The sequence below is a fragment of the Gemmatimonadota bacterium genome (assembly GCA_039715185.1).
Lineage (GTDB): Bacteria > Gemmatimonadota > Gemmatimonadetes > Longimicrobiales > RSA9 > DATHRK01.
In genome coordinates this window covers 1-25,949 of record JBDLIA010000045.1, presented here as the reverse complement: position 1 = coordinate 25,949, position 25,949 = coordinate 1, and the positions used below count along the sequence as shown (strand labels likewise).

General features: G+C 71.3%; 30 protein-coding genes. 8 read left to right on the top strand and 22 right to left on the bottom strand.

Going from position 1 to position 25,949, the window contains the following annotated elements; all coding sequences use genetic code 11:
- The 10 genes from ABFS34_09820 to murA form a co-directional block, all read right to left on the bottom strand.
- On the bottom strand, positions 1–521 hold a 521-nt coding region (locus ABFS34_09820), incomplete at its 3' end, for a translation initiation factor IF-2 N-terminal domain-containing protein (GenBank protein MEN8375734.1).
- Positions 522–531: 10 nt separating this feature from the next.
- Positions 532–909, bottom strand: coding sequence for a ribosomal L7Ae/L30e/S12e/Gadd45 family protein (locus ABFS34_09815; GenBank protein MEN8375733.1), 378 nt, complete (start codon positions 907–909; stop codon positions 532–534).
- Positions 875–2,500, bottom strand: a complete 1,626-nt coding sequence (gene nusA, locus ABFS34_09810; GenBank protein ID MEN8375732.1) for a transcription termination factor NusA — start codon at positions 2,498–2,500, stop codon at positions 875–877. The genes ABFS34_09815 and nusA overlap by 35 nt, the downstream gene beginning before the upstream one ends.
- A 56-nt stretch (positions 2,501–2,556) precedes the next feature.
- Positions 2,557–3,042, bottom strand: a complete 486-nt coding sequence (gene rimP, locus ABFS34_09805) for a ribosome maturation factor RimP (protein MEN8375731.1) — start codon at positions 3,040–3,042, stop codon at positions 2,557–2,559.
- A 188-nt stretch (positions 3,043–3,230) separates the two neighbouring features.
- Positions 3,231–3,500 (bottom strand): OsmC family protein, encoded by a 270-nt coding sequence (locus ABFS34_09800; GenBank protein ID MEN8375730.1) that lies wholly within the window; start codon positions 3,498–3,500, stop codon positions 3,231–3,233.
- A complete protein-coding gene (locus ABFS34_09795) occupies positions 3,501–3,689 on the bottom strand; it encodes a hypothetical protein (protein MEN8375729.1) in 189 nt (62 codons plus the stop codon). It abuts the gene before it with no gap.
- Complete coding sequence (locus ABFS34_09790; GenBank protein ID MEN8375728.1) at positions 3,686–3,901, bottom strand: hypothetical protein; 216 nt, start codon at positions 3,899–3,901, stop codon at positions 3,686–3,688. The genes ABFS34_09795 and ABFS34_09790 overlap by 4 nt, the downstream gene beginning before the upstream one ends.
- A gap of 19 nt (positions 3,902–3,920) precedes the next feature.
- Positions 3,921–4,733, bottom strand: a complete 813-nt coding sequence (locus ABFS34_09785) for a polyphenol oxidase family protein (protein MEN8375727.1) — start codon at positions 4,731–4,733, stop codon at positions 3,921–3,923.
- A 22-nt stretch (positions 4,734–4,755) separates the two neighbouring features.
- A complete protein-coding gene (locus tag ABFS34_09780; protein MEN8375726.1) occupies positions 4,756–5,127 on the bottom strand; it encodes a hypothetical protein in 372 nt (123 codons plus the stop codon).
- A gap of 65 nt (positions 5,128–5,192) precedes the next feature.
- The gene (gene murA / locus ABFS34_09775) at positions 5,193–6,488 is read right to left on the bottom strand and encodes a UDP-N-acetylglucosamine 1-carboxyvinyltransferase (protein MEN8375725.1); all 1,296 of its coding nucleotides are present in this window, start codon (positions 6,486–6,488) and stop codon (positions 5,193–5,195) included.
- Positions 6,489–6,663: 175 nt separating this feature from the next.
- Between murA and ABFS34_09770 the strand changes: the two genes are divergently transcribed.
- The 4 genes from ABFS34_09770 (at position 6,664) to ABFS34_09755 (ending at position 10,064) form a co-directional block, all read left to right on the top strand.
- On the top strand, positions 6,664–7,017 hold the full coding sequence (locus tag ABFS34_09770) for a hypothetical protein (GenBank protein ID MEN8375724.1): 354 nt from the start codon (positions 6,664–6,666) through the stop codon (positions 7,015–7,017).
- Positions 7,018–7,210: 193 nt separating this feature from the next.
- Positions 7,211–8,545, top strand: coding sequence for a cation:proton antiporter (locus ABFS34_09765; protein MEN8375723.1), 1,335 nt, complete (start codon positions 7,211–7,213; stop codon positions 8,543–8,545).
- Between the two features lie 133 nt (positions 8,546–8,678).
- Positions 8,679–9,038 (top strand): hypothetical protein, encoded by a 360-nt coding sequence (locus ABFS34_09760; protein ID MEN8375722.1) that lies wholly within the window; start codon positions 8,679–8,681, stop codon positions 9,036–9,038.
- Between the two features lie 36 nt (positions 9,039–9,074).
- Positions 9,075–10,064, top strand: coding sequence for a zinc dependent phospholipase C family protein (locus ABFS34_09755; GenBank protein ID MEN8375721.1), 990 nt, complete (start codon positions 9,075–9,077; stop codon positions 10,062–10,064).
- Between the two features lie 18 nt (positions 10,065–10,082).
- Here the strand turns inward: ABFS34_09755 and gatB are convergent, their stop codons facing one another.
- From gatB to ABFS34_09725, 6 genes are read right to left on the bottom strand one after another with little or no spacing between them, the layout of a single operon-like run.
- Positions 10,083–11,510: an Asp-tRNA(Asn)/Glu-tRNA(Gln) amidotransferase subunit GatB gene (gene gatB / locus ABFS34_09750; GenBank protein ID MEN8375720.1), complete on the bottom strand. Its 1,428-nt coding sequence runs from the start codon at positions 11,508–11,510 to the stop codon at positions 10,083–10,085.
- Between the two features lie 20 nt (positions 11,511–11,530).
- The gene (gatA, locus tag ABFS34_09745) at positions 11,531–12,958 is read right to left on the bottom strand and encodes an Asp-tRNA(Asn)/Glu-tRNA(Gln) amidotransferase subunit GatA (GenBank protein ID MEN8375719.1); all 1,428 of its coding nucleotides are present in this window, start codon (positions 12,956–12,958) and stop codon (positions 11,531–11,533) included.
- 29 nt (positions 12,959–12,987) lie between these two features.
- A complete protein-coding gene (locus ABFS34_09740) occupies positions 12,988–13,326 on the bottom strand; it encodes an aspartyl/glutamyl-tRNA amidotransferase subunit C (GenBank protein MEN8375718.1) in 339 nt (112 codons plus the stop codon).
- Positions 13,326–15,677, bottom strand: coding sequence for a UvrD-helicase domain-containing protein (locus ABFS34_09735; protein MEN8375717.1), 2,352 nt, complete (start codon positions 15,675–15,677; stop codon positions 13,326–13,328). Before ABFS34_09735 ends, ABFS34_09740 begins: the two co-directional genes overlap by 1 nt.
- A 13-nt stretch (positions 15,678–15,690) precedes the next feature.
- Entirely contained in the window at positions 15,691–16,974 is a 1,284-nt protein-coding gene (gene serS, locus ABFS34_09730) for a serine--tRNA ligase (protein ID MEN8375716.1), read from the bottom strand.
- Between the two features lie 16 nt (positions 16,975–16,990).
- The gene (locus tag ABFS34_09725; GenBank protein ID MEN8375715.1) at positions 16,991–17,572 is read right to left on the bottom strand and encodes a hypothetical protein; all 582 of its coding nucleotides are present in this window, start codon (positions 17,570–17,572) and stop codon (positions 16,991–16,993) included.
- Between the two features lie 217 nt (positions 17,573–17,789).
- On the opposite strand from ABFS34_09725, the gene ABFS34_09720 reads away from it, so the two are divergent.
- The 4 genes from ABFS34_09720 to ABFS34_09705 are packed head-to-tail and all read left to right on the top strand — an operon-like array spanning position 17,790 to position 21,395.
- The gene (locus tag ABFS34_09720; GenBank protein ID MEN8375714.1) at positions 17,790–18,182 is read left to right on the top strand and encodes a response regulator; all 393 of its coding nucleotides are present in this window, start codon (positions 17,790–17,792) and stop codon (positions 18,180–18,182) included.
- Positions 18,151–19,260 carry a mannose-1-phosphate guanylyltransferase gene (locus tag ABFS34_09715; GenBank protein ID MEN8375713.1) on the top strand — a complete coding sequence of 370 codons (1,110 nt, stop codon included), beginning with the start codon at positions 18,151–18,153 and terminating at the stop codon, positions 19,258–19,260. Before ABFS34_09720 ends, ABFS34_09715 begins: the two co-directional genes overlap by 32 nt.
- Positions 19,253–20,536, top strand: a complete 1,284-nt coding sequence (locus ABFS34_09710) for a putative sugar nucleotidyl transferase (GenBank protein MEN8375712.1) — start codon at positions 19,253–19,255, stop codon at positions 20,534–20,536. Before ABFS34_09715 ends, ABFS34_09710 begins: the two co-directional genes overlap by 8 nt.
- A 37-nt stretch (positions 20,537–20,573) precedes the next feature.
- Positions 20,574–21,395: an MBL fold metallo-hydrolase gene (locus ABFS34_09705; GenBank protein MEN8375711.1), complete on the top strand. Its 822-nt coding sequence runs from the start codon at positions 20,574–20,576 to the stop codon at positions 21,393–21,395.
- A 30-nt stretch (positions 21,396–21,425) separates the two neighbouring features.
- Here the strand turns inward: ABFS34_09705 and rseP are convergent, their stop codons facing one another.
- From rseP to ABFS34_09675, 6 genes are all read right to left on the bottom strand, one after another.
- Positions 21,426–22,775 (bottom strand): RIP metalloprotease RseP, encoded by a 1,350-nt coding sequence (gene rseP, locus ABFS34_09700; GenBank protein ID MEN8375710.1) that lies wholly within the window; start codon positions 22,773–22,775, stop codon positions 21,426–21,428.
- Positions 22,776–22,786: 11 nt separating this feature from the next.
- A complete protein-coding gene (locus tag ABFS34_09695; protein MEN8375709.1) occupies positions 22,787–23,665 on the bottom strand; it encodes a phosphatidate cytidylyltransferase in 879 nt (292 codons plus the stop codon).
- Positions 23,666–23,734: 69 nt separating this feature from the next.
- A complete protein-coding gene (gene frr, locus ABFS34_09690) occupies positions 23,735–24,277 on the bottom strand; it encodes a ribosome recycling factor (GenBank protein ID MEN8375708.1) in 543 nt (180 codons plus the stop codon).
- 22 nt (positions 24,278–24,299) lie between these two features.
- Positions 24,300–25,019 (bottom strand): UMP kinase, encoded by a 720-nt coding sequence (pyrH, locus tag ABFS34_09685; protein ID MEN8375707.1) that lies wholly within the window; start codon positions 25,017–25,019, stop codon positions 24,300–24,302.
- 4 nt (positions 25,020–25,023) lie between these two features.
- Positions 25,024–25,617, bottom strand: a complete 594-nt coding sequence (gene tsf, locus ABFS34_09680) for a translation elongation factor Ts (GenBank protein ID MEN8375706.1) — start codon at positions 25,615–25,617, stop codon at positions 25,024–25,026.
- A 106-nt stretch (positions 25,618–25,723) separates the two neighbouring features.
- A partial coding sequence (locus tag ABFS34_09675) for a hypothetical protein (protein MEN8375705.1) occupies positions 25,724–25,949 on the bottom strand: 226 nt, incomplete at its 5' end.

Sequence of the window (25,949 nt, the reverse complement as noted above, 5' to 3'; positions counted from 1 at the left end):
TCGGCGGCCTCGGCGGCGGGCTCTTCGGCCTCGGCCTCCGCGGCGATCTCCGCGGGCTCCTCTGCGGCCTCTTCAGCGGCTTCGGCCTCGACCTCCTCGACCTCGGCCTCGATCTCCTCGACGACCTCTTCCTCGGCCTCCGCCTCCTCGACCTCGACCTCTCCCTCGGCGGCGATCTCTTCGCGAGCCACGTCCTCGCCGGCCTCGGCCTCCGCGGCGATCTCTTCGGCGCCCTCTTCGGCTTCCGGCTCCGGCTCGGGCTTGGGCGGCAGGTCCTCCTTGCGGCGGCGGCGGCGGCGGCGGGAGGGCGTCTGCACGTCGTCCAGCACGTGCTCGATCGCTGCCGAGCTGTCGGTCGTGCCCGAGCGGCGCTCGCGCTCCAGGCGCGCGCGCAGCTTCGCAACCGCGACGTCGTCTACCGTCGACGCCTCGCTGCGGGCGTGCACGCCCAGCTCGCGGAACAGCTGTAGGAGCTGCTCCGGTTCGACCTTGAACTCCCTTGCTACTTCGTAAACCCGCATAATCCCTTCGTTACAGCTCGTCGCTACGAGGCACTTCCGGTTCCTCCCCCTGCGGCTCGCCGATCCCGGCAAGCTGCCCGATCCTGCGCGCCAGCGCGGCGTCGGTGATTCCCACCGCGCTCAACGGCGCTTTGCCGACCGCGACCCCCAGCCGGGCCCTGTCCGCCACCGTGGCGAACGGCAGACCCGCCGCGCGGAGCAGCGGCTCCAGCTTGTCCCGGCTGTTGCGGGAGGCATCCGAGGCGAGCAAAACCAGGCGGACGCGTCCTGCTCGCGCCGCCTCTCGAACGCGGCTCGTGCCGGGAATCACCGCCCCGGCCCGCTCCGCCAACCCCAACATCCGGAGCGCCGCGTCAGGCGTCGTCGCCGTCCGCTCGCTCCCCGTCATCCTCGGCGTCGGAGGCCTCGACCTCCTCCTCCTCGTCCGAGGCTTCTTCCTCGTCCGAACCTTCGTCGCCGTCGGACTCCCCGGCTTCCTCGGACTCCCCGGCTTCCTCGGACTCCCCGGCTTCCTCGGACTCCCCGGCTTCCTCGGGTTCCTCGGGTTCCTCGGTGGCGTCGGACTCCTCGTCACCGCCGACCTCTTCCGCGTCGCCCGCGTCCGCGGCCGGCGCGTCCAGTCCCAGCAGCTCGGCAACCTCCTCCAGCTCGTCGCTGGTGGGCGACTCCGCCGCGGGCGGTGCGGCCGCCGCGGTCTCCTCCACGGTCAACTCGTTGATCAGCGCGGACACCGCATCCGCGCCGGCCTCATCGATCCCTTCCACGGCCAGCAAATCGCGCCGCTCCAGGTCGATGATGTCCAGGAATGCAGTATACCCGGCGCCTTCCAGGGCGGCCAACGTTTCCGGCGCCAGCGCCAGCTCGTTGAGCGGGAAGTTGGCGATCTCGTACTCGCCTCCGCCGCCGCCGAAAAGCGCGTCCTCGGCGCCCTTCTCCAGCCACTCCCGGCTGCCGTACAGGTCGAGCTGCCAGCCGATGAGCTGGCTGGCGAGCCGGACGTTCTGGCCGTTGCGGCCGATGGCCAGCGAGAGCTGGTCCTCGTCCACGATGGCGGTGATGACGCCGCGCGCCGGGTCGCTGAGCACCTTGGCCACCTGGGCGGGCGCCAGCGCCCGCCGCGCGTAGACCTCGGGGTCCGGGTGCCAGGGGACGATGTCGATGCGCTCGCCACCCAGCTCCCCCACGACCGCCTGCACGCGCGAGCCCTTCAGCCCCACGCACGCGCCCACCGGATCGATGGAGTCGTCGCGCGACGCCACGGCCACCTTGGTGCGGCCGCCCACCTCGCGGGCGATGCCCTTGATCTCGACCAGGTTCTGGGCGATCTCGGGGACTTCAAGCTTGAACAGCGCCGCCACGAACAGCGGGTCCGCGCGCGAGAAGATCAGGCGCGGCCCCTTGGAGGTCTCCTCGACCTTCTTGAGCACGGCGCGGATCGGCTCACCCTGGCGGAAACGCTCGCGCGGGTTCTGCTCCTTCCACGGGATGATGGCGTCGGCCTCGCGCGACCGATTCACCATGATGACCAGCTTGCCACGTTCGACCTGCTGGATCTCCGCGGACAGCAGCTCCCCCACGCGGTGCTCGTACTCGGCGCGGATCTTGTCACGCTCGCCCTCGCGGACGCGCTGGATGATCCTCTGCTTGGCCGCCATCACGGCGTTGCGGCCGAACTGCGAGAACTCCACGGGGATCTCCAGCACGTCTCCGGGCCCGAAGTCCGGGTCGTCCCAGCGCGCCTCTTCCAGCGAGATCTCGCGCGACGGGTCCTCCACCGTCTCGACCACTTCCTTGAGGACGGTGATGTCGATGGAGCCGCCGTCTTCGTCGATGATGATCTCCGCCTCTACGTTCAGGCCGTAGCGGCGCGCGAGGGCGGCCATGATGCCGTCCTTGAGCAGCTCGTGCAGATCCTGCAGCGAGAGCTCTTTCGCCTCTCCGAGTTCGCGGAAGGCTCCGAGAATCTGTGTCGCGTCCATCTTCGCTCTATCGATCGCCCGTTGCCGGGAGTCCAGCAGGCCGCCCCGGCGACCCCCTAGCTCTTCCCGCCCCAGCGAAATACGAGGTTGGCGCGCGTGATGTGTTCGCGCGGCACCTCGACTTCTTCACCGTTGTGCAAGCGCAGCCTCACGGCGGCGCCGTCTTCACTCAGGCCCAGCAGCGTACCCTCCAGCCGCTTGGCCCGTTCGGCCAGCTCGGTTTCCCCTTTCAGGGCAACCTCCGCGCCGGCGAAGCGAGCGAAGTCGCGCTCGCGCACGAGCGGCCGCTCCACTCCCGGCGAAGACACCTCGAGCGTGTAGCGCTCAGGGATGTCGGCGCGCGCCTCGAGCAACGCCTCCAACACGCGGCTCGCGCGAGCGCAATCGCCTACCGTCACGCCCTCGCCCGATCCACCCTCCGACCGGTCCACCCGCAGACGAAGAATCGGCCGCTGGCGCGAACCCGCTTGCTCCAGCTCGACCAGCTCCAATCCCTGCTGCTCCAGACTGTGCTCGATCACCTGCTCGAGACCGTCCGACATGCCGCCGTCCCCGATCCCAGATGCGGAAGGCGCCTTGCGGCGCCCTGTCCCGACCTGGTCGGCCGAACCTTCTACAATAAAAAAGTGGGGGTTCTGCCCCCACTGACCGCGGTGCTACTTGTGGCCGCGCTCGCCGCCAACCTCCGGGAAGAATGTATGCGAAACGGGATTTCGCTGCAAGACGAGACTCAGGCCTCCGAAATGTCCGCCTCCCACGTCACTTCTACCGCTCCTTTGAGGGTCTGCGCGGTGGGACACTTGTCCACGTGGCGGGCCAGCGCGCGGTCCACCACTTCGCGGCTACCCGGCGGAATGCGCAGCCGGTACTTTACGTGAATGCGGGTCAGCACGGGGATGCGCTCCCGCACTTCGTTGTGGCCCTCCAGCGACGCCTGAATGGCGTCCGGATCCAGCACGATCTCGCGCGCCTCCAGCGCGCCGTTGAGGGTCCCGAGCAGTCAGCCGCCGGCGGCGGCGACGACGAAGTCCACCGGTAGCGGCAGATCGGCTCCGCCCAGCCGGTAGTACTCCTTGATGGGACCGTGGACGCCGAAGTCCACCTCGTGCCCGGTCTCCAGACGCGCGCGTCGGTGCAGTCCCTCCACCTTGCGGACCTCCGCGCGGGCCGTGTATAGCGCTTCGCTCATTGCGTCTCCCCGTCGTTCGCGTCGTCGTCCGCGCCGCCCGGCGCGAAGCCTCGACACGCCAGCACCGGCAGGCGCGGGTAACGTGCGAAGGATGGGTCGGCCGCCGCCAGGGTGCACAGGTAGAACCGCGAGCCGCTCCGGCTCTCGACGACGCGAGCGTAGTAGCACACCGCGCACAGGCCCACGTCGGGCGTCCAGGTCGGGGCGGTCACGGCGCGCCTACGGCCGGGCTCAGGCGCGCATCCCCAGGAACGCCACCTGGCGCTCCGGGTCGCCGCCGCGGTGGGAATGGAAGGCCGCCCCCCCGCGCGCTGCGCAGCGCGTGCAGTGCGCGGACACGGTGACGCGTTCCGCAAGCAGGCCCGCCGCCAGCGCGCGCTCGACCAGCGCGGCGCGCAGGTCGATGGGCGTCGGCGCGGCCGGCGCGGGTGCGCCGAGCGCCTCGAAGACCTCGGGGCCCACCTCGTAGCACGAACCGCAGATGGAGGGACCCAGGTGCAGCAGCAGCTCGGTCGGGTCGCTGCCGAGCCGGGCCAGCGCTGACACGCCTCGCTCGAGGATGCCGGCGGCGGCGCCGCGCCAGCCGGCGTGGAGGAGCGCGATCCGCCGGCCGCCGGGGTCGACGACGGACACCGGCACGCAGTCGGCGACCGACACCGTCAGGAGCACCCCGCGCCGCTCGGTGAGGTGGCCGTCGTGCCCCTCCTCCACGAACACGCCGGCGGCGCCCGCTTCGTGGACCAGGATGTCCGCGCGGTGGACCTGGCGGGCGTGGACGGCGCGGCGGCAGCCGGCGGCGCGCCGCAGCTCCGCCCAGCGCGCTTCCGTGTCGGACGCCTGCGCGTCGCCGAAGAAGCCCATGTCGTGGGCGGTGCCGTCCGGCGCACGCGCGGTGGTGCCCTGCGCGAGCCAGGGCAGCGCGCGCGCCCATTCGGGGTGGACGACGCGGGGCGGCTCACCCGGCGCCGGCACCTCGGCCACCGTCCTGACCGCGGGTCCCGGGCGCGGGGCCCCGGGCTGCTGGCGCGCGGCCGACGCGCTCAAGGGCCGTTAGCGGACGGTAACACTAGTCGCCGTCGACGGGGACGTCTTCACCGGCGTCGTCGCCGTCGTCGCCGCTCTGCAGCTTGTCGGCGAGCTTGGCGCGCAGGCGCTCGACCTCCGCGCGCAGCTCGTCGAAGTCCGCGCGCGGCACGAAGTCCAGACGCTCACGGGTTTCGGAGACGAACGACTCGGCCTTCTCCTGCGCCTTCTTCATGGTCGTCTTGATGGTCTCCTTCGCGGCTTCCGGGGTCAGCTCTCCGCGGTCGCGCAGATCCGAGATGGTCTCCTCGAGCGCTTCCTTCATCGCGATCAGGATCCCGATTCCGGAGCGAATGCCGTCCCGCACCGTTTCGCCGGGGCCTCCCTTGCGTGAGCCACCGTTCTCGTCCGCCATGTCCGCCTCCGTGTCCGTTTGAATCGCGGCGTCCAAGGCCGCGCCGATCCCACTCCTCGTACTGACTACGCGCTCGCCCCACCACCGTCTTCGCGGCGAATGACCGCGCCCAGCGACCTCAGCCGCTCGTCGATGCGCTCGTAGCCGCGCTCGATCTGGCCGATGTTGCGAATCTGGCTCTCTCCCTTGGCGGCCAGCGCCGCCAGCAGGAGAGCCATGCCGGCCCTGATGTCGGGGCTCTCGACCGATCCCCCGCGCAGCCGCGAGGGACCCACCACCACCGCCCGGTGCGGGTCGCACAGCACGATGTTGGCCCCCATGCCGATGATCTTGTCCACGAAGAACATGCGCGACTCGAACATCTTCTCGTGGATCAGGATCGTGCCGCGGCACTGCGTCGCGACCACCAGCGCGATGGACGTCAGGTCGGCCGGGAACGCCGGCCACGGCCCGTCGTCGATCTTGGGGATGTGCCCGCCCAGGTCCGTGTGGATCTCCAGCTCCTGATCCGCCGCAACGTGCAGGTCGGAGCCCCGAGCCTCGCACGCGATGCCCAACCGCTCGAAGCCCAGCAGCGTGGAATCCAGGTGCTCCACGGCTGCGTCCTCGATGGTGATCTCGCCCCCGGTCATGGCCGCCAACCCGATGAACGATCCCACCTCGATGTGATCGCTGCCGACCCGATATCGCCCGCCACGCAACTCGTCCACGCCTTCGATCTGGAGGGTGGAGGTACCGGTGCCCTCTATGCGCGCGCCCATGCCCACGAGCATCGCGCACAGATCCTGTACGTGGGGCTCAGCCGCGGCGTTTCGGAGGCGCGTGTGTCCGCCCGCCAGCACGGCCGCCATCAGGGCGTTCTCGGTGGCGGTCACGCTGGGCTCGTCCAGGAATATGTCGGCGCCACGCAGGCGCTCTGCGTGCAGCCGGTAGTCCCGCTCCTGGTCCACCTCGGCGCCCAGCTTGCGCAGCGCCAGGAAGTGGGTGTCCACGCGCCGGCGGCCGATCACGTCTCCGCCCGGAGGCGGCAGCCGCATGGAGCCGTGCCGGGCCAGGATGGGACCGGCGAGCAGGATGGATCCCCTGATGCGCGAAGCGAGCGCTGGATCCATGCGCGCCGGGTCCAGCTCGGTCGCCCGAACCCGCACCACGCCGGCCTCGGCGAAGTCTGCCTCGGCCCCCATCGACCGCAGCAGGCCCAGCAGTGTGCGCACGTCCTCTATCTCCGGAACGTTCTCCAGGTGGACTTCCTCGGCGGTGAGCGCGCACGCGGCGATCATGGGCAACGCCGCGTTCTTGTTGCCGGCCGGCCGCACGCGGCCGCTCAGCGCGTTGCCGCCTTCGACGACGAATCTGGGCATGTGGGTCGTTCGCTCCGGTGTCGCGGATCGAGTGTACTCGCCCGACGCAGGATCGGGGCCCGTCGCTGTCCGCCACCTTGACACATCTCGGCGGCCCGTCTCAACATAGGGCGCGGCCGACCTCGACGGGGCTCGGCGCTCTTTTCATCCGCAGTCCCCCGGGTCGAGGTCGCCCATGCAGCTTCTGGTCGCCGTGATCAACCAGGAGGAAAAACTGGACGAAATCGTGTCCGGCTTCCTCGAGTTGGGCATCACGGGCGCGACCATCGTGAACACCGAGGGCATGGGGCGCGTGCTCACCCACGATATCCCGATCTTCGCGGGCTTGCAGACTCTGATCGCGCGATCCCGCCCCAAGAACCAAACCATCTTCAGCGTGATCGACGATGAGTCCAAGGTGGACGGTGCCATCGCGCTGCTTACCGAAATCTGTGGAGACCTGGACGACCCCGCGACCGGGATCGTATTCACCGTGCCGGTGCTCCGGGTCAAGGGCCTCGCCCCTGAGTTGGGCGAGGACGCCTCCTAGTGGACTGTAGCGGATGATAATTGAGCAGCGAGAGGGGCGAGGCGCTCGATCCGGCGAGGCGGGAGGACGAGCAATAGCAGGGCTATTGCGAGGAGTCCAAACGACCCCGGGCGGGATGCATCGCCCCTCGAATGCCAAGTACTCATCCGTTCCAGTCCACTAACGCCGCGGCGCGCGCCCACCGGCCCTCCCCGTGACTCCCCTCGTCGGCATTCTCGTCCTGCTGCTCCTCGGCCTGGCCGGGGCGCGCCTGTCCCTGTTCATCTGGACGGGCAAGCTGGGGCCTCGCCTGCTGATCGTCACCGGCATGCACATGCTGCTGCTCGGGTTCCTGCTCGGCTCGCACGGGCTGGGCGTGCTGGGGCGGGACCTGCTGCGGCAGCTGGACCCGTTCCTGGCGCTGGGGCTCGGCTGGATCGGGCTGCTCTTCGGGCTCCAGGTCGACCGCAGGCACCTGCGCGAGTTCCCGGGACGCTTCATGGCGCTGGCGCTGGCGCAGGGCGTGGTCGCGTTCCTCCTGTTCCTGGGCCTCGGCCTGGGCGTAGCCGCGCTCCTGGCGAACCGCGGCGTGCTCACCTACGGGCCCGCCGTGCGCACCGCCATCGTGGCCGCCGCCGCCACCGCGTGCATCTCCACGCCGGCCGCCATCGCGCTCCTCAGCGACACCTTCCAGGTGCGCGGGCGCCTGACCCAGTTGCTCTTCTTCATCGCGAGCCTGGACGCGATGGTCGGCATAGCCGCTCTACAGCTCAACTATGCGCTGCACCGACCCGGCCAGGTGGCGCCCACCGGCACCTGGCTGGACGCGGCGTTGGTGCTGGGCTCGGCCACCATTCTGGGCGTGACGCTGGGCGTCCTGTTCCTGCTCCTGAGTCGCCCACGGCCGCACCGCGAGGAGCTGTTCCTGTTCCTGCTGGGGCTCGCGGTCTTCGGCGCGGGCGCGGCGCAGTACCTGGGCCTGTCCCCGCTCTACGTGTGCGGCATCGCGGGCACCGTCATAGCCAACACGTCGCCGCTGCGCAGCCGCGTGTACCGCGTGCTGCAGGAGTGGGAGAAGACGGTGTACGTCATCCTGCTGCTGCTCGCGGGCGCGCTGCTCGAGTTTCCCAGTTGGCTGGTGCTGCCGCTGGCGGCGGGCTACGTGGCGCTCCGCATCGTGGCCAAGGGCGCCGCCGGCTGGCTGTCTGGCGCCGTCGTGCCGCTGCGCATCACGCCGCCCCGCGATCTCGGTCTGGGTCTGGTCCCCCAGGGCGGGATCAGCCTGGCCATGGCGATCAGCATCACGCTGAGCTATCCGGCGCTGCGTCTCGGGTCGGGCACGGTGGGCGGCACCGTGTTCAGCATCGTCGTGCTCGGCGTGCTGGGCAGCGAGATGCTGGGCGCGTTCATGACCCGCGGCGTGCTGCGTCGCGCCGGCGAGCTCAGCCCGCACCGCGAGGCGGCCGTGGTGACGCGCGAGGAAACCGTTGTGCTCGCGGACTTCCCGGCGTCGGCGCGCGCCCGCGAGCCGGACAAGGAAGAGGGGTGAGCGGGGATCGACCTGGGGCGCTGGAGGTACCAGTAGGCGGCGGGCTCGAGCTCCCGCCTGCACGAGCCGGTAGCGGTATCAGGAGCGCGGCCTCCACGGCGGCGCGAGAAGGATATTCCTGGAGGAGTCGGAGATGGACATGCCCGAACGGGACACGAGCGAGTTTCTGGCCGCGCTCGGCGTGGGCGCGGTGCTGGGCGTAGTGGCCGCGTGGCTGCTGCGCCGCGAGCCGCCCACCCGCAAGGAGAAGCTGCTGCGCACGCTGGAGCCCTACCGGAAGAAGGCCGCGCAAACGGCCGAGCGGGCGCGGGCGGGTGCGGAGGCGGCGCTGGACCGCGGCGGCGAAGCGGTGGCGGACGGTCGCGAGACGCTGTCGGACCTGCGCGACGAGGTAACCGAGATCGTGCGCTCGGCGCGCGAGGAGCTCGCCGACGCGTTGAAGGAGCAGGTCCGCGACGCGGAGAAGACCTTCCGCCGCATGCGCCGCTCCTGAGCCCGGGCGCAGTTCGAAACGTTGGAACGACGGCCGTTGGACCCGGCGCCGGCGCGACGTAGACGGGTCGAGGGGCGGACCCGGCGGTCCACGCGTGGGGAGCGCGGTGCGCTGCGCGCGCTGATCCTGGTGGCCGCGGCGGGGACGCTGGCGGTCGCGGGGCTGGCGCTCAGCGCGGGCCCGCTCTACGCGTTCGGCCCGGCCACCCACATCTTCCTCGGCGAGCGGCTGCTGGGCTCGCTGCACCTGCTGCCGGCGCACATCGCCACGCTGCTGGCCGCGCACCCGCGCAGCTTCCTGTACGGCTCGATCGCGGCCGACATTTCGCTGGCCAAGAAGTACGCCCCCGTCGGCAGGCACTGCCACTTCTGGCACGTGGGGCGCGAGATAGTCGAAGAGGCCGCCACCGACGCGCTGAAGGCGGTGGGACTGGGCTACGTCAGCCACCTGGCCGCGGACACGGTCGCGCACAACTTCTTCGTGCCGCGCCAGCTTCTGCTGACGAGCTCCACAAAGGCGCTGGGACACACGTACTGGGAGTCGCGCCTGGACGCCCAACTGGGCGAACCGTACAGCGCCCGAGCGCGCGAGGTCGTCATCGAGTACGACCACTCGGCCGCCGACGCGCTGTTCGACCAGGTCCTCAGCGCGACCATCTTCTCGTTCCAGACCAACCGGAGGATCTTCCGCGGGATGATACGGGCGCAGGACAACGACCGCTGGAGGGCGGTGTTCGACCAGGTGCTCAAGCGGTCGCGCTGGAAGCTGACCGACGAGGAAATGGAGAGCTACCTGGCGCCCGCGTTCGATTCGGTGGTGGACAACCTGCTGCGGGGCGCCGATTCGCGCGCCGCGGACCTGGATCCGGTGGGCCACTTCAACCTGCAGCTCGCCAAGAAGATCCGCCGCATCGCGCTGCGCGAACCCAAGGGCCCGGGGCCGGAGCGGCTGAGGGAGCTCGCGGACGACTTCTTTCCGCTGCCCAGGGAGTCCCTCGGCTACTGGCAGGCCACCGAGGCGGCCTGAGCGGAGTCCCGCGCACGCCTAGCTCTGCGCTTCCTCCCGCAGCATCCGGCTCGCCTGCTTGGGATCCGCCTTGCCCCCCGACAGCCGCATCACGTGGCCCATGAAGAACCCGACCAGCTTGGCCTCGCCGCCGCGCAGGCGCGCCGCCTCTTCGGGGTGCGCCGCAAGCGCCTCGGCGACCCACGACGCGAGCGCCCCTTCGTCGCTCACCTGCGCCAGCCCCTCGGCGGCGACGATGTCGGCCGGCGGCTGGCCGCGCTCCAGCATCAGCGCGAACACCCCGCGCGCGGCGGTGGACGACAGCGTCCCGTCCGCCACGAGGCCGATCAGCTCGGCGAGGTGTTGGGGCGGCGCGGGGAATTCCCCGATCGACCTGCCGGTCTCGTTCGTCCAGGCCAGCACGTCGCCCATCGTCCAGTTGCTGGCGGCCTTGGCGTCCCCGGCCAGCCGCGCCACCGACTCGAAGAAGTCCGCGTGCTCCCGGCTGGCGGTCAGCACCTCGGCGTCGTAGTCGGGCAGACCCAGCTCATCGCGGAACCGACGCGCGCGCGCGTCGGGCATCTCGGGCAGCCGGTCGCGGGCGCCCGAGACGGCGTGCTCGGACAGCGTCAGCGGCGGCAGGTCGGGCTCGGGGAAGTAGCGGTAGTCGTGCGACTCCTCCTTGCCGCGCATGGGCCGCGCCTCACCCTTGTTGGCGTCCCATAGGCGCGTTTCGTGGACCACCCGCCCGCCCTCGGCGAGCAGCGCCGCCTGGCGGCCGGCCTCGAAGCGGAGCGCGTGCTCCACGTGCGCGAACGAGTTGAGGTTCTTGACCTCGGTGCGCGTGCCCAGCGTCTCGGAGCCCGCTGGCCGCACCGACACGTTCGCGTCCACGCGCAGGCTGCCCTTCTCCATGTCGCAGTCGCTCACGTCCAGATACTGCAGCGCCTGCTTGAGCCGCGTCAGATAGGTGCGCGCCTCCTCGGGGGAGCGCAGGTCCGGCTCGCTCACGATCTCGATCAGCGGCACGCCGGCGCGGTTGAGGTCCACCGCCGTGCGTCCGTCCAGCCGGTCGTGCAGAGACTTGCCGGCGTCCTCCTCCATGTGGATGCGGCGGATGCGCACGCTGTGTCCGCCGTCGCTCAGCTCCAGGCGCCCGCCGGTCGCGAGCGGGCGATCGAACTGGGTGATCTGATAGCCCTTGGGCAGGTCGGGATAGAAGTAGTTCTTGCGCGCGAACACGCTCGTCTGGTGCACCGTGCACGCCAGGCCCACCGCGGCGCGCACCGCCAACTCAACCGCCTCCTGGTTCACGGTGGGCAGCGCTCCGGGCATGCCCAGGCAAACCGGGCACACGCGCGTGTTCGGTTCGGCTCCGAATTCGTAGCGGTCGCCGCAGAACATCTTGGCGGTGGTGGCGAGCTGCACGTGCACCTCCAGGCCGATCACCGGCTCGAAGCCGTGCATGCCGTCGCTCTCCGCGGCGCTCACGCTGCCTCCCCAAGCGCCCGCTCCAGCGCCGCCGCCACGCGGAACACCGTGGCTTCGTCGAAGTGGTCGGCCAGGATCTGCCCGCCCACGGGCAGCCCATCGGCCAGACCCACGGGCACCGAGGCCCCGGGGATCCCGGCCAGGTTGGCTGTGACCGTGAACACGTCGGCCAGGTACATCTGGTAGGGATCGTCGGTCCGCTCGCCCAGCGCGAACGCGGTGGAGGGCGATGTGGGCGTGAAGATCGCGTGCACGCCGTCGGCGAACACGGCGCGGAAATCGGCGGCGATGCGCTCGCGCATCTGCTGCGCGCGCCCGTAGTAGCGGTCGTAGTAGCCGGCCGACAGGACGTACGTGCCGAGCATGATGCGCCGCTTCACCTCCGCGCCGAATCCGCGCGCGCGGGTCTCCTCGTACATGCCCACCAGGCCGGCCTCGGCATCCCAGCGCGGGCCGTAGCGGACGCCGTCGTAGCGCGCCAGGTTGCTGGACGCCTCGGCGGGGGCGATGAGGTAGTAGGTGGGCACCGCCAGCGGGGTGTGCGGCAGCGACACGTCGCGCAGCTCGGCGCCGTCCGCCGCGAGCGCGGCCAGCGCCGCTTCGCAGCGCTCGCGCACGCCCGCCTCGAGGCCCTCGCCGAAGCACTCGGCGGGCACCCCGATGACGACCCCCTCGAGGCCCCGCTCGGCGCCGGCGCGCGCGGCCCCGACCAGGTCCGGCACGGGCTCGTCGGCGGACGTGGCGTCCAGCGGATCCAGCCCGGCGATGGCCTGCAGGACCGCGGCGGCGTCGGCGACGTTCGCGGCGAGCGGTCCGATCTGGTCCAGGCTGGACGCGAACGCGACCAGGCCGTAGCGGCTGACCCTCCCGTAGGTGGGCTTCACGCCCACCACCCCCGACAGCGACCCGGGCTGGCGCACCGAGCCGCCGGTGTCCGAGCCGAGCGCCGCAGGCACCACGCCGGCGGCCACCGCCGCGGCCGAGCCGCCGGAGGATCCGCCCGGGACGCGCGTAGCGTCGTGCGGGTTGCGCGCGGGGCCGTACGCCGAGTTCTCGTTGGACGACCCCATGGCGAACTCGTCCATGTTGGTCTTGCCGACGATCACCGCGCCCGCCGCGCGCAGCCGGCGCACGACGGTGGCCTCGTAGGGGGGCACGAACCCCTCCAGGATGCGCGACCCGCACGTGGTGGGCAGGTCGGCGGTGGCGAGGTTGTCCTTGAGCGCCACCGGGATCCCCGCGAGCGGCCCGGCTTCGGCGCCCGCCCGGTCCGCCGCGTCGGCGGCGGCGAGCGCGCGCTCGGGGTCCCGCGCCAGGAAGATGTTCAGGTCGGCGTCGGCGGCCGCGAGCCTCTTCAGAGCGCGCTCGGCGAGCGAGCGGGCGGACTCCTCCGCGCCGCGAACCGCGCGCGCCAGCTCGGGGATCGAGCGCGCGTCGAAGTCGGCTGGGCCGGTCACGGCGACGGTTCGTCGTCCATGGCCTCCAGCCGAGGCACGGCAAAGAGCCCGTCGGGGAAGGCGGGCGCGAACGCGGACAGGGGGGCGAGCAGCGGGTCCGCCTCCGCCACCCCTTCCCGCAGGCGCAGCGCGGCGGCGCCGGGGCGGGGCCGCTCGTCGTCCGGGACGGCGCCCTCCTCGGCCGCTTCCGCTATCTCTTGCGCGTGGCCCAGGATGTCGTTGAGCTGGCGGGTGAACAGCTCCACCTCCTCGGCCTCCAGACGCAGCCGAGCCAGGTGCGCTATGTGCAGCACCTGCTCGCGGCCGATGCCCCCGTCGCCGGACGGCTCGCTCATCACAGCTCCTTCTGCAGGTTGGCGTAGCGCACTATCACCTTCTTGCGCCCCACGCCGTCGAAATCGATGGTCGCCTTCAGGTTCTCCCCCAGCCCCGACAGCTCGCGGATCACGCCGCTGCCGAACCTCGGGTGGCGGACCCGCTCGCCCTTCAGGAACCGGGGCGCCGCCTGCGCGACGCTGTAGTCGATCACAAGGCCCTCGCCGGGCTGGGCGCGCCCGAACGGCGCCTCCTCGTCGTCCCGCGAGCGGCGCGTCCGTGGACGCCAGCCGCCCCCACCGTAGGAGCGCAGCGCGCGCTGGTGCCGCTCCAGCGCCGGCGTCGCGCCCACCTCCACGGGCCCGGCCTCCAGCGCCTGCAGGAAGCTCGAGGGGATGCAGCGCAGTACCTCGCCGGCGCGCCTCCGCGAGCGCGCGTGGGTCAGGAACAGCTTCCGCTCGGCGCGGGTGATGCCGACGTAGAACAGGCGCCGCTCCTCTTCGAGCGAAGCCGGATCGTCGAAGGAGCTGGACAGCGGGAACAGGCCGTCCTCCAGCCCGGCCACGAAGACCACCGGGAACTCCAGGCCCTTGGCGTTGTGCAGCGTCATCAGGCTGACGGCGTCGGCGTCCGGGTCGTGCCGATCCAGGTCGGTCACCAGCGACACGCGCTGCAGGAAGCGATCGAGCGCGGTGCTGGCCGCGGCGGCGTCCTCGGGCTCCTCGTCCGCGGGGCCGGCGCGCAGGTCGAAGTCGTGGGCGGTCGCCACCAGCTCGCGCACGTTGTCCACACGGTCGTCGCCCTCGGGGCCCTCGCGCCGCAGCGCTTCGGTGAAGCGGATCTCCGCGAGCAGCGTCTCCAGCAGCTCGCCCACGCCCACGTGGCGGGCCAGCCCGCGGAAGCGCTCGATCACCGCCGCGAACGCGGTCAGCGAGCGCGCCGCGGCGCCGCCCAGGGTGTCGATCGCGTGCGCGTCGGCGGCTGCATCCACGGCGGCGATGCCCCGGTCGGCGGCGGCCTGCAGGACGCGCGCCCGGCTCACGTCGCCTATGCCGCGGCGCGGCACGTTGACTATGCGGTCGAACGCGGCGGTGTCCCGCGGATTGGAGATCAGCCGCAGGTAGGCCAGCAGGTCCTGGATCTCGCGACGTTCGTAGAAGCGCGTGCCGCCGATCACCTGATAGGGCAGGTCGCGGCGCAGCAACTCCTCCTCGAGCGCGCGCGACTGGGCGTTGGTGCGATAGAGCATGACGAAGTCGCGCAGCGACCCGGTCCCTTCACGGAGCCGCGCCTCGATCTGCTCGCCTATCCAGGCCGCCTCGTCGCGCTCGTCCAGCGCCTCGACGCGGGTGATGCGCTCGCCCTCGGCTTCCTCGGTGCGGAGCGTCTTGCCCTTGCGGCGCAGGTTCTGGCTGATGACCAGGTTGGCCGCGTCCAGGATGTTCGCCGTCGACCGATAGTTGCGCTCCAGGCGCACCACGTGGGCGTCCGGGAAGTCGGCCTCGAAGTCCAGGATGTTGGAGATGTCGGCGCCGCGCCAAGCGTAGATCGACTGGTCGTCGTCTCCCACCACCATGAGGTTGGCGCGTGCGACGTCGCGGGCCCGCCCCGGAGCCGCGCCCGCAGGCTGCTCCGCTCCCGCCAGCAGACGCAGGAATCTGTACTGGGCGTGATTGGTGTCCTGGTACTCGTCCACCAGCAGGAACGCGAACCTGCCCCGGTAACGCTCGAGGATGTCCGGCCGGTCGTGGAAGAGCTCCACCGGCTTGACCAACAGGTCGTCGAAGTCGAAGGCGTTGTGGGTGCGCAGGCGCTTCTGATAGGCCGGGTAGATCTCCGCCACCTTGCGCGAGAACGGGTCGATGGCCTCGGCGGCGAACTCGTCCGGCCCGATCAGCCGGTTCTTGGCCCCCGAGATGGTGCCCTGGACCGCCTTCGGGTGCCAGCGCTTGGTGGAGATCTCCAGCGACTCCATGGAGCGCTTGATCTCGCGCAGCGTCTGGTCCGCGTCGTAGATCGAGTACGCGGGAGACCAGCCCAGCGCGGCGGCGTGGCGGCGCAGCAGGCGCGCGCCGATCGAGTGGAACGTGCCCAGCCACATCCCGGCGGGCTCGCGCCCCAGCCCTCGGCGCACGCGCGTGCGCATCTCGCCCGCCGCCTTGTTGGTGAAGGTCACCGCGAGGACCGCCGCCGGATCCACGCCGTGCTCCTCGACCAGATGGACGACCCGGGTCGTGAGCACGCGCGTCTTGCCGGAGCCCGCGCCGGCGAGGACGAGGATGGGACCCTCGAAGTACTCGACGGCTTCGCGCTGCTCGGGATTGAGCCCGGACAGGTAGTCGGTGTCGGCCTTGGACCGGAGCGAGGGCACCGCGGGCGTCGCGCTAACCGATCCGCTCGAAGCCGGTGTAGCGGCGCAGCGGCTCGGGCACCACCACCCCACCGTCGGCGTCCTGCCACGTCTCCAACACGGCGACGAATACCCGCGCCAGTCCCAGCGCCGAGCCGTTCAGCGTGTGCGCGAACTCGGGCGCAGCGCCCTTTTCCCGCCGGAATCGCACGCCGGCCCGGCGAGCCTGGTAGTCGCGGTAGATCGAGCAGCTCGACACCTCGAGCCACTGCTCCACGCCCGGCGCCCATACCTCCAGGTCGTAGGTACGCGCGTTGGCGAACCCCAGGTCGCCGCCCGACAGCAGCAGCACGCGGTACTTCAGGCCCAGCCGCCGCAGGCCCTCCTCGGCGTGCGCGGTCATCTCCTCGAGCGCCGCGGAGCTGTCCTCGGGCCGCTCGAAGCGCATCAGCTCCACCTTGTCGAACTGGTGCAGCCTCAGCAGGCCGCGGGTGTCCTTGCCGTGCGCCCCGGCCTCGCGCCGGAAGCACGGCGTGTACGCGGCGTAGCGGATGGGCAGCTCGTCGCCGGCCAGGATCTCGCCGGCGTGCAGGTTGGTGAGCGGCACCTCCGCGGTGGGCACCAGGAAGTAGCCGTCCAGGGGCACCTCGTACATCTCTTCCGCGTACTTGGGCAGGTGCCCGGTGCCGGTGGCGGCCTCGTGGTTGATCAGCAGCGGCGGCTGCACTTCCGTGTAGCCGTGCGTGTCCACGTGCAGGTCCAGGAGCCAGTTGATCAGCGCCCGCTCCAGACGCGCGCCCGCGCCGACGTAGGCGGGGAAGCCGCTGCCCGCCACCTTGGCCCCGCGCGCGAAGTCCAGGATCCCCAGCCGCTCCGCAAGGTCCCAGTGCGCCTGCGGCTCGGCGGGCAGACCGGCCGGCAGCTCGCCGTGCTCGCGCACCACCTGGTTCGCTTCCTCGCCACCCGCCGGCACCTCCGGGTCCGGCACGTTGGGGATCTCCAGCAGCAGCCCGCGGACCTGTTCCTCGACCTCGCCCAGCCGTCCCTCGCGCGCGGAAATCTCTTCGCCCACCCGGCGCATCTCGCTGATTAGCGACGCCGCCTCTTCGGCGCGGTCCTGGCGCTTCAGCTCGGCGACCTCCGGGGACCTGGCGTTGCGGTGTGCGCGCAGCTCGTCGACCTCGCCGATGAGCCCGCGGCGCTCCTCGTCCAGCTCGACCAGGCGACGGACGAGGGCCCCCCATTCGTCCTTCCCGCGGACGGCGAGTCTCGCCACGACGCCGTCCGGGTCGTCGCGGATCGTCTTCAGGTCCAGCACGCCTCTCCCCCTCCCCTCAGCGCTCGTCCGGTGGCACGAGCGCGCGATCTCCGCAGAACGGATTGCGCGTGAACCGGAGCCGGGCCATGCCGCGCACGGGATCGCTTTCCACCAACTCCATCTTGGCGAAGCGTTCGCAGCTCGCTATGCGGGGATCGGTCCGGCTGCGCACCACGAACACCGTCCCGCCCACGAGCGGGACCGGATCGACCCTCTCGTAGCGCGCGGTGTCGCTCGGGGCCTCCAACAGGCCCTCGAACGTCTCGTCGTCCACGCGCGCTATCCCGGTCGATACCTCGAACCCCTTGACCGCGCCGGGCACCAGCAGGTCGAAGCCGCCGCCGGGCGCGTCGGCCAGGGCGATGTCCCACTGGTCGCCCGCGTTCAGCGCCTCCAGCGGACGAAGCTGCAGGGAGACGAAGTCGTAGGCGCCCGGCAGCCCCTGAAGCTCCGGCCGCTCGATGGCGAACAGCGCGATGGTGTCTATGGACGAGTCCCAGTCGCGTGGTCCCAGGCTGTCTCCACAGCCCGCTACCACGACCGAGCCCACCACGAGGCCGGCCCAGGCGCCGCCAAAAGTCTTCCGAATCGGGATCATGACTGCCCTGATGCGCCGCGCCGCGCTCGGTCCCAGGCGGGTCCCTCGCACGGCGTGATGCGGGAAAAATGGGAGGCGCGAAGATGCCACTCGGCCATTGGGGGTGTCAAGGCCGAAACGCCCTGCCCTGCTTGACTTTGTCCCCGTTCTCCGTCTACCGTACCCGGCGCTTCGGGCTGGTGTTTCAGGCCCCGTCGACGACCCTCTCACTCCGGCCATGATGCGCACAGCCTCGGGCCATGACCACCGGGTCCTCGTGGTGGATGATGAGCCTCATATCGGGCGTATCATCCAGCTCCAGCTCGAAACCGGGCCGTACGAAGTGGACCTGGTATCCGACGGCAACACGGCGCTCGAACTCATCCAGTCCACCGAACCGCTCGACCTGGTGTTGCTCGACATCATGCTCCCCGGCGTGAGCGGGCTCGATCTGCTGGAGCGGCTCCGTGCGCTTCCGCACCGGCGCGACACGCCGGTCATCATGCTGACCGCCAAGGGACAGACCACCGACAGGGAGCGTGCCGGCAGGCTGGGCGCGACCGATTTCCTCACCAAGCCGTTCAGCCCGCGCAAGCTCCTTGCCCGCATCGACGAACTCCTCGGCGACTGAGCTCGACCTCCGCGTCGTCATCCTGGCGGGTGGAGTGGGGGCGCGCTTCTGGCCCGCGTCCACGCCGGCCCGACCCAAGCAGCTCCTGCCGCTGGGGAGCGAGCGTCCGCTCATCGTGGACACCCGCGAGCGCCTGCGCGGACTCGTCGACCCCGAACGCATCCGCCTGCTCGCCGGCCCGGAATTGGGCGCGCGCCTGCTCGAGGCGCTGCCGGATCTGACGCCCGCCAATCTGCTGGCCGAACCGCGCGCCCGGGGGACCGGCCCGGTCCTCGCCTGGGCGTCGCACGAGCTCGCCAGGCGCGACCCCGAGGCGGTCATGGTGTCGCTGCACGCCGACCACGTGATCGCGCCCGACGACGTGTTCCGGGCCCAGCTCGTGCGCGTGGCCGAGCTGGCCAGCGCGCACCGGCGACTCTTCACCGTCGGCGTGACGCCCGATCGTCCCGAGACGGGCTACGGCTACATCCGGCGGGGCGCGCCGCTGGAGGGTGAGCCCGACGCGGCCCTGGTGGACGCCTTCGTGGAGAAGCCTGACCGCGCCACCGCGGAGCGCTATCTGGCCGACGGCTCCTACCTCTGGAACACCGGGATCTTCGTCTGGCCGGTGGGGCTCTTTCTGGACGAGGTGCGGGCTCACGCGCCGGAGATAGCGCCGCACCTGCCGCTGCTGGACGCGGGCGACGTGGCCGGCTTCTTCGACTCGGTGGAGCCGGTGAGCGTGGACGTCGCGGTGCTCGAGCGGAGCCGCCGGGTGGCGGTGGCGCCGGCTCGGTTCGCGTGGGACGACGTCGGATCGTGGGAGGCCGTGGGCCGCACCCGCGCCGCCGACTTCGCCGAGAACGTGCTGGTGGGCGCCGGGGCGCTCCCGGACAGCGCGCGCTGCGTCGCGTGGGCCGAAGACGGCGCCGTGGTGGCGTGGGGCGTGGAAGACCTGGTCATCGTGCACCGGCCGGGCGTCACGCTCGTGCTCCCGCGCGAGCGCGCGGCCGACCTGAAGACAATGCTCGCCGGCCTGCCCGAGGACGTTCGGCGGCACATCGAAGGCGAACCAGCAAGGGAGGGGACGGATGGCTGAGCGCCGCATCGTATTGGTGGACGATCCGGTGGCGCGGAGCTGGGAGCCGTTTGCGCTGACTCGACCCATCGGCGAGTTGCGCGTGGGCGCGTGGACGCCGCGGGAGAGGGCCGAGGCGGCGCTCGGAGGCGTGTGCGTGGGGCACCTCACCGCGCCGCACCTGGCGGAATACGACGAGCCCTGGGCGCCGCCGACGCTGGCGCAACTGCCCGAGCCGGGCGCGGGCGGCCTGGTCGTCTGGCAATCGCGCGCGCTGCCGGCCCCGGGCGCCGCCGTGGAGTTGGGAGACGAGCCCACGTGGCTGCGCGTCGACGGCGCCGCGTGCGGCTGGTACGCGCCCCCGGGCGGGCCCGCGGTGCCGCCCGACTGGCTGGCCGACCCGACCGGCCCCATGGAGTCCGGGGAACGCAAGGGCATCGACATCCAGGGCGCCCTTCTGCGCGACGTCTGGGAGCTGGTTACGCGGCTGCCCGACCTGCTCGCCGGCGACGTGGCCTACGCCGCCGCCGTGGCGGACGGTTGCGGCGGCGCGGCGCCCGCCGAAACACAGGGGCTGCGGCGCGCCGGCGCCGGCGACCTGCCGGCGGGCGTGCACGCGCTGGGTGAGGGACCGCTCTTGCTGGGGCCGGACGTGGACATCGAGCCCACCGCCATCCTGGATCTGCGCGCGGGCGGCATCGCCCTGGAGTCGGGAGTGAGCGTGCGCGCGGGCACGCGCCTGGCGGGGCCGTCCTGGATCGGCGCCGGCTCCGTCCTGCTGGGCGGCTCCATCGACACCGTGTCGACCGGACCCCGCTGCCGCGTGCGCGGCGAGGTGGAGGCGTCCGTGCTGCTGGGGTACGTCAACAAGGCGCACGACGGCTTTCTGGGGCACGCCGCGCTGGGCGCCTGGGTCAACCTCGGCGCGCTGACCACCAACAGCGACCTCAAGAACAACTACTCGTCGGTGAGCGTGTGGACCCCCGACGGCGAGCGCGACACCGGCGAACGCAAGATCGGCTGCTTCCTGGGCGACCACGTGAAGACCGCGATCGGCACCCTGCTGGGCACCGGCACCACGGTCGGGGCGGGCGCGAGCCTGTTCGACGACCCGCGCACGTCGCGCTCGGTGCCGCCCTTCTCGTGGGGCGGCGGCGCGGCCGTCACGAACCTGGATCGCTTCCTGGAGACCGCGTCCTCGGTGATGGCCCGGCGCGATGTGGAGCTGAGCGCCGCTCAACGCGCCGCGTTGTCCGCGGCGTGGCAACGCGCGACCGGAGACCTGCACACGACGTGAGGGTCACGACGCGACGCGGTGGGGAGGGAGAGGGGCGGTGAGGATCACGATCCTCGGCAGCGGGAGCCGCGGCAACGCGACGCTCGTCCAGGCGGGTGGGACGCGGCTCCTGGTGGACGCCGGGTTCAGCGGGCGCGACCTGGAGCGCAGGCTGGAACGGGTCGGCGTGACGCCGGACGAGTTGGCGGGCATCCTCATCACGCACGAGCACGGCGATCACACCCGCGGGATGGGCGTGCTGGCGCGCCGCTGGAGCCTGCCGCTGCACATCACCCCCGTCACCCGCCGTGCCGTCGGCGCGCTGCTCAAGGGCTCCGAGGTCGTCCACTCCTACCGCCCCACCGAGTCGTTCCTGATCGGCGACGTGGAGGTCCGGCCCTTCCTGACCGCGCACGACGCGGCGGATCCCGTCGCGGTCAGCCTGCGCGACACCGTGACCGGCTACCGGCTGGGCATCGCTACCGATCTGGGCCGGCCCACCGCCGCGGTACGCCACGCGCTGTCCGCTTGCGACGTGCTCCTGCTGGAGGCCAACCACGACGAGGTGCTGCTCCGCCACGGGCCCTATCCGTGGTCCGTGAAGCAGCGCGTCGCGTCGAGCCACGGGCACCTCTCCAACCAGGCCGCGGGGCAGCTGGCGGCCGAGCTCTGGCACCCGGGCCTGGCGGCGGTCGTGCTGGCGCACCTGAGCGACGCCTGCAACGAGCCGGCGCTGGCGAGACAGGTCGTGGGTGAGGCGCTGCGGCGGGCGGGATTTCGCGGCGAGCTGTTCGTGGCCCCGCAGGACGAGCCGCTCGAGACGCTCGACGTGGAAGCGCTGCGGCGGAGCGTGCGCCCCGCTCAGCTACCGCTGCTGTAGCACCCCGGCGCCTGCCGCGGTCTGGCCAGGCTATACGCCCAGCAGGCGCAGCACGTCGTTGGCCATCACGAGCACGATGAGCGCCATCAGGATCACCATCCCCACCTGGCTGAAGCGGATGCGCTGTTCGAGCGACAGCGCACGGCCCCGAATCGCCTCCACCGCCAGGAAGACCAACTGACCGCCGTCCAGGACCGGGATCGGCAGGATGTTGAAGATCGCGAGGTTGATGGACAGCAGCGCCATGAAGGCGAACAGTGGCTCGAGGCCGGCGCGGGCCACGCGGCCGCTGAGCTGGCCGATCAGGATGGGCCCGCCGACGTTGCGCGCCGAAACGCCGCCGGTCACCAGGCCCTTCAGGACGTCCAGCGTGAACCCGGTCCAGCGCCAGGTTTCGCTGGCGCCGTGAGCGATCGCGCCGAGCGGCCCCGGCCGTCGCTCGGGCAGCCCGATGCCGATCAGGCCCACGACGGTCGAATCGCCGTCGGAGCTCACGCGAATGGCCTCCCGGGGCGTGATGCGCACCGTCCGGGGCACGCCGTCGCGCTCCACGACCATCGCGATCGTCTGCCCGGGCCGCGCCGACACCGTCTCGACGAGATCCTCCCAGAGCGGCGTGGGCTCGCCGTCCACGGAGACGATGCGGTCGTCCGGCTCGAGCCCCGCCTCCTGGGCCGCGCCGCCCTCCAGCACGGACCCCACCACGGGATCCACGACGGGATCGAGCGCGCCGATCAGGTCCCCGCGCTCCTCGTCGTCGGAGGGCAGCTCGATGGTGACGGCCTCGCCGCCCTCGAAGCGCAGCGTCACCGGGCCCGCGGGCGCGAGCGCAATGGCGTTCAGTACGTCGGTCCAGCGGGAGACTTCCTTGTCGCCGACCGCCAGAATCCGCGTCCCCATGGGGACGTCCGCCAGCTCGTCCGCGCCCACGGGCAGTTCGTCCAGGGACACGCGCCCCAGGCGCGAGTCCGGGTTCAGGCCCACTCCCCAGATCACGGCCATGAGCGCGTACAGGAAGAACGCGAACAGCATGTTCATGATCACGCCGGCGGAGATCACGATGGCGCGCGAGCCGACCGGCTTGCCGTCGAAGTCGCGCGGGCCCGGCCCCGGCCCCGCCGCTCGCGCGTCCGGTTCGCTGCCTCCCTCCACGTGATCCAGCTCCTCCATGCCAGCCATCTTCACGTATCCGCCCAGCGGGATCCAGGACAGCACGTATTCCGTCTCCCCCACCGTGAACCCCCACGCCTTGGGGCCCAGGCCGATGGAGAACCGCGGGACCTTGATGTCGGCCAGCTTGGCGGTGACGAAGTGCCCGAGCTCGTGAACGAAAACGAGCACGCCCAGCACTAGTACGGTGGCGAGAATGGTCAGAAGCATGGAGTCAATGCCTACCCGGCGGGCAGCAACAGAACGAGCAGAAGATAGGCGACGGGCGCCGTGACGAGGATCGAGTCCAGTCTATCGAACGCGCCGCCGTGGCCCGGCAGCAGCGTTCCGGAATCCTTTACACCGGCCGAGCGCTTGAGTACCGACTCGGCCAGATCCCCGGACTGTCCGAACGCCGCGATGACCACCCCGAACGTCACCGCCTCGGCGACGCCGAGGCGCACGCCGAGCCAGGCGTCCAGGAGCAGCATGGCGAACAGCGCGGACACCAACGCTCCCCCGACGACGCCGGAGACGGCACCCGCGACGGTTTTGCCGGGGCTCACCGAGGGGATCAGCTTGCGCCGACCCCAGCGCCGCCCGCCGAAGAACGCGAACGTGTCGTTCATCCAGGCGACGGTCATGGGATAGGCGGCGAGCGCGGCGCCCACGGCGGCCGGGTCGGCCTCGCTCGGCGTGGGCAGGTAACGCAGGTGCACCAGGAACGCCAGCGTCGCGCCCGCGAGCAACCCGCCGGCCAGAGTGGTGGACGCCGCCCCCGCCGGTCCGCCGTCCGGGCCCCGCAGCCAGATCGTCGCCAGGAAGAGCGCCAGCGTCGCCGCGACGGTGAGCGCCCAGTAGCGCCACGCCAGGCCCGCGGGGTCGTGGGGCGCGCTCCCGGCCAGTAGCACGTAGGCCCCCGCGAGCGCGGCCCCCGCGCCCACGAACGGCCGCGACCCGACGCGCTCGGCGAGCAGCAGGAATTCGCGAGCTACGGCGGCCGCCACGGCGGCGAGCACCCCGGCCATGAGCCAGCCGCCGGCGTACAGGATGCCGACGGCGAGCGGGATCCCTATGCCCGCCACGATCAGGCGCTGCGCCAACTCGCTGCGGCGACTCACAAGGGCGTCGCCGGCGGGGTGGATCGGGCCGATGGGGCCGCCGCTGGAAGAGATGGGGGAATCAAGCGCCTAGACCTCCATCACCTCCTCCTCCTTGCCCTGGAGGAGCTCGTCGAGCTTGGCGATGTGTTCGTCGGTGAGCTTCTGGATCTCGTCCAACTCCCGGCGCGCGTGGTCCTCGCTGATCTCGTGCTCGTGCTCGCGCCGCTTGACGTCCTTGTTCGCCTCGTGGCGCGCGTGCCTCACGGACACGCGTCCCTCTTCGGCGACCTTGTGGAGCATCCGCACCAGGTCCCTGCGCCGCTCCTCGTTGAGCTGCGGTATCGGCACGCGAATCACGTTACCGTCGTTGGCCGGGTTGAGCCCCAGTTGCGCGGACAGGATGCCCCTCTCCACCTCGCCGATCAGGCTCTTGTCCCAGGGCTGCACGAGCAGGAGTCGCGGCTCGGGGACGTTCACCGTGGCGACCTGATTCAGCGGCATCTTGGAGCCGTAGGCGTCCACCCGGACGGTGTCCAGGAGCGCCGGAGAAGCCTTGCCGGTGCGTACCGAGTTGAACTCCCTGCGCATGGCATCGACCGCAGCCTGCATGTGTTGGCGCGCTTCGCTCATAGAGCTCATCCGGACATCTCCTTCAGTTGACCAGCGTTCCCAGATCCTCGCCGCGCACGGCGGCGGCGACAGCGCCGCTGTTGCGGATGTCGAGCACGCGAATGGGCAAGTTGTTCTCCTTGCACAGCGATACCGCTGCCGCATCCATGACCCCGAGCTCCCGCGTCATCACGTCGTGGAACGACAGCCGGGGCAGGAACTCCGCGTCCGGGTCGCGAGCCGGATCCGAGGAGTATACGCCGTCCACCTTGGTTCCCTTTATGATGACGTCCGCGTCCATCTCGATCGCGCGCAGCACGGCGGCGGTGTCGGTCGAGAAGTACGGGTTTCCCGTTCCACCCGCGAAGATGACCACCCGCCCTTTGTCGAGGTGACGAAGCGCCCGTCGCCGGATGTAGGGCTCGGCCAACTGCTCCATGCGGATCGCGGTCATGACCCGCGTCTCGACCCCGTTCCGCTCCAGGTGATCCTGCAGCGCCAGGGCATTGATGATGGTCGCCAGCATACCCATGTAATCGGCGTTGACGCGGTCCATGCCCTCCGCGCTCGCCGCGGCACCGCGCATGATGTTGCCGCCGCCGATCACCAGGCCGAGGTCCACGCCCAGGGCCTTCACGGCGCGTATCTCCTCGGTGAGGCCCTCGATCACGGGCGGCGATATGCCGAATCCCTGGTCTCCGGCGAGCGCCTCGCCGCTGAGTTTGAGCAGCACGCGGGTGTAGCGCAGGGCCTCGGGGCTCATCGATTCACGCGCCCAGTTCGAAGCGAGCGAACCGGCGTACCACGATCTTTTCGCCTGTCTTGGCCGACACCTCCGTGACGAGCTCCCCCACGGTCTGGTCCGGGTTCTTCACGAACGGTTGTTCGAGCAACGCCGACTCCTTGTAGAACTTGGCCAGCTTGCCTTCCACGATCTTGTCCCGGATGTGCTCCGGCTTGCCTTCCTCCTTGACCTGCTCACGGAACACGCCGCGCTCGCGTTCCACCAAGTCGGCGTCGATGTCATCCGCGCTCACCGCCAGCGGGCGCGACGCGGCGACGTGCATCGCTATGTCCTTCACGAGCGCCGCGAAGGCTTCGGTACGCGCCACGAAGTCGGTCTCACAGTTCACCTCGACCAGCACGCCGATCCTGCCACCCATGTGAATGTAGCTACCGACCGCTCCTTCGCCCGCGTCCTTGCCGGCGCGCTTCGCCGCCTTCGCCGCGCCCTTGGCGCGCAGCATGTCGATGGCCGCCTCGATATCGCCACCGTTGTCCTCGAGCGCCTTCTTGCACTCGAGCATGCCCGCTCCGGTTCGGTCGCGGAGCTCCTTCACCTGTGCCGCAGTGATCGCCATCCGTATCCCCTCAGCTCTATGCTCGTTTCGCGTTCGTAAAAAAAGCGCCGCAGTACTGCGGGGCAGCGCTGCGGCGCTCCTCGCGCCCGGACTGCTCCCGCCGGGCTCAGCCCTCGCCCTCGTCCTCCGCCCCACCGTCCTCGGCCGCGTCCGCATCCTGCGCGGCCGCTTCGGGCTCCGCTGGAGCTTCCGCCTCGGGCTCCGCAGTAGCAGCCGCTTCGGGCTCCGCTGGAGCCTCCGCCTCGGGCTCCGCGGTGGCCTCCGCCTCGGGCTCCGCGGTAGCAGCCGCTTCAGGCTCCGCGGGGGCTTCCGCCTCGGGCACCTCGACGGCT

Bases quoted from the DNA above. Each gene is read 5' to 3' on its own strand.
- ABFS34_09710 (MEN8375712.1), top strand. From the start codon at position 19,253: ATGGCTGAGCGCCGCATCGTATTGGTGGACGATCCGGTGGCGCGGAGC.
- ABFS34_09780 (MEN8375726.1), bottom strand. From the start codon at position 5,127: ATGGCGGACGAGAACGGTGGCTCACGCAAGGGAGGCCCCGGCGAAACG.
- nusA (MEN8375732.1), bottom strand. From the start codon at position 2,500: ATGGACGCGACACAGATTCTCGGAGCCTTCCGCGAACTCGGAGAGGCG.
- ABFS34_09725 (MEN8375715.1), bottom strand. From the start codon at position 17,572: ATGATCCCGATTCGGAAGACTTTTGGCGGCGCCTGGGCCGGCCTCGTG.
- frr (MEN8375708.1), bottom strand. From the start codon at position 24,277: ATGAGCGAAGCGCGCCAACACATGCAGGCTGCGGTCGATGCCATGCGC.
- pyrH (MEN8375707.1), bottom strand. From the start codon at position 25,019: ATGAGCCCCGAGGCCCTGCGCTACACCCGCGTGCTGCTCAAACTCAGC.
- tsf (MEN8375706.1), bottom strand. From the start codon at position 25,617: ATGGCGATCACTGCGGCACAGGTGAAGGAGCTCCGCGACCGAACCGGA.
- gatB (MEN8375720.1), bottom strand. From the start codon at position 11,510: ATGCACGGCTTCGAGCCGGTGATCGGCCTGGAGGTGCACGTGCAGCTC.
- rseP (MEN8375710.1), bottom strand. From the start codon at position 22,775: ATGCTTCTGACCATTCTCGCCACCGTACTAGTGCTGGGCGTGCTCGTT.
- ABFS34_09760 (MEN8375722.1), top strand. From the start codon at position 8,679: ATGGACATGCCCGAACGGGACACGAGCGAGTTTCTGGCCGCGCTCGGC.
- ABFS34_09740 (MEN8375718.1), bottom strand. From the start codon at position 13,326: ATGAGCGAGCCGTCCGGCGACGGGGGCATCGGCCGCGAGCAGGTGCTG.
- ABFS34_09795 (MEN8375729.1), bottom strand. From the start codon at position 3,689: ATGAGCGAAGCGCTATACACGGCCCGCGCGGAGGTCCGCAAGGTGGAG.
- rimP (MEN8375731.1), bottom strand. From the start codon at position 3,042: ATGTCGGACGGTCTCGAGCAGGTGATCGAGCACAGTCTGGAGCAGCAG.
- murA (MEN8375725.1), bottom strand. From the start codon at position 6,488: ATGCCCAGATTCGTCGTCGAAGGCGGCAACGCGCTGAGCGGCCGCGTG.
- ABFS34_09720 (MEN8375714.1), top strand. From the start codon at position 17,790: ATGATGCGCACAGCCTCGGGCCATGACCACCGGGTCCTCGTGGTGGAT.
- ABFS34_09815 (MEN8375733.1), bottom strand. From the start codon at position 909: ATGACGGGGAGCGAGCGGACGGCGACGACGCCTGACGCGGCGCTCCGG.
- ABFS34_09770 (MEN8375724.1), top strand. From the start codon at position 6,664: ATGCAGCTTCTGGTCGCCGTGATCAACCAGGAGGAAAAACTGGACGAA.